This window comes from Halanaerobium sp. (genome assembly GCF_003070835.1).
Genome location: NZ_QBLR01000435.1, coordinates 1 through 2,122 on the forward strand (window position 1 = coordinate 1; position 2,122 = coordinate 2,122).

1 protein-coding gene is annotated in these 2,122 nt (G+C 32.1%); it reads left to right on the forward strand.

Features of this window, described 5'->3' with window-relative positions; translation table 11 throughout:
- Nucleotides 1-190 precede the first annotated feature (190 nt).
- Nucleotides 191-2,122 (forward strand): hypothetical protein (locus CI949_RS20120; RefSeq protein WP_290769776.1); only part of this gene is annotated, 1,932 nt, incomplete at its 3' end.

A 2,122-nucleotide genomic window follows, 5' to 3' on the forward strand; every position in this document is an offset into this window, starting at 1 on the left:
TTCTTAGTTGGAGCATATAAAGGCTTTAATAACAACACTAAAGTGGGGATCGGATATAATTTTACTGACTTTAATGATGATTTAACTAATTTAAGTTATGAAGCTAAAGGCTGGTTCATTAACTTAATTAAAGCCTGGTAGAATATAAACTCTGAAAATATATTTAAGTTTAAGAAAGTGGGGAAATCAAATGAAAATTAATAGTAAAAATATATTAACTATTTTAATAGCATTTATCATGATTTTGACTTTTAGTTCAGCAGTTATGGCACAAAGTGAGGATATAACTATTGAGCAGACTATTCCTGCTGAAATTTATCCGAATGATGCAGCCGGTCAGAATTATAAAGCAGAAATAACCAATAATAGTGTTTCTGCAGTTGCTGAGCTGGAGGTAGTATTGAATCTGCCTGAAGGTTTTATTCTTAGTGAGAGTCAGATAAATGAGCTAAAAATTGTTGATGAAAATGATAATGAATCAGTAATAGAAAGCAGTGATTATAATTTTAGTTCAAATGATAATACATATACAATTACACCGGTAGAAGCTGGAGTCTTATTAGCTGCTGGATCAAGTATTGTAATTGATTATAATCTCTCAACTGATGCAAGTTTAGATAATCAGAATAAAGATCTTGAGCTAACCTTTAACTATCTTGATCAGGCTGATAACAGTCTTAGTAAAACAGATACCGAAAATCTTGATGATAAAATATTATTTGGTGAATTAGATATTGATTTAGATCTAGCACCACAACCTATGCATAGAGGTGGTGAATTTACAGTTACTGCTTCAATTACTAATGTAGGTGAAGGTAAGTTATATAATACTACTCTAACACCGAATCAGAGTGTCGGTTTTAGTGATCCATTATTTAATAGTGGAGAAGACTTGATATCAGAATTGGAAGCGGGAGAAACTTATATATTTGAATATAATTATACTGTTGTTGATAATGATAATTTTGAAACTTTAGAGCTTAAAGCTGAAAATCCAGCCACAGAAGTTCCTGATGTAACTGAATCAGCTAATTTCAGATTTAATCCGCGGAAACCTTTTATAGATATAGAACCTCTAACTGATCCAGCAACAATTGATTTTGATACTTCAGATTTAATTCAAATTGAGGTTACAAATACCACTGAAGGTGATGGTCCTGCTAGAGGTATAGAGATTAAGACCAATATTCCTGCTGATTATGATGTGATAAATCTTACTAATGGTTGGTCATATAATGCTGGAGTATTCACTTATGATGAAGGTGACTTTCCTTCTAGTGATGGTGTTGATTATTCAGAAACTCTATCTTTTGAGCTGGAGACAGGTGATCCTTTAAGTCAAAATGAAAGTGGAACAATAACTTTACAGGCAGAATATACTGATGATGAGGATAATCCATACAGCAGGCCTTTTGAAACTTTTGATTATAATGTTACAGGAATTCCTAACCTTAATATTGAAAGTTCAGCTTCAACTACAGCTGATCACACTGATACTGATCGGATGTATTTAGGAGAAGAAATATCATATACTTATACAGTTAGTTTAACTGAATTTGATAAATTTACAGATGATAAAATAGCTGTTGAGTTAACTAATTTAGATGAGACTCGCTTAACTTATTTAGGTCATAATCTTAATGGAATTGGAACTTTTGATTCTTCAAATAAAATTTGGACTTTAGATCCTTCTGATCTAAATGGCCAGGATCGAAGTATCACTATTGATTTTGAAATAACCGATGATAAAACTAAGGCAAAGACTACTGTTTTAACTGAGGCAGAGGTAAGTGGGAATTTGAAGCTTGCTGATAATACTGAAATACCTATAGCTGATAATACATCTAATTCATTTTATCTGCAGAGTAGGTATAATGAAGTTGATTTAAATCAGCAGACTAAAGAAATAGTTAATCTGCCAGATGAGGGTAGTTTTGATTATACAAAAACTGATAACAAGCATAGAGTTGAGTATGTTGTAAGTTATAGTTTTGGTGATTCTTCTGCGGGTACATGGACAGGGAGCACCATAAGTGATGATATGGATAATGGTCAGATTTATAATGATACAGATGGTTTTATTCAATATTCAATTGATGGTGGTTCGACATGGGATGATGTT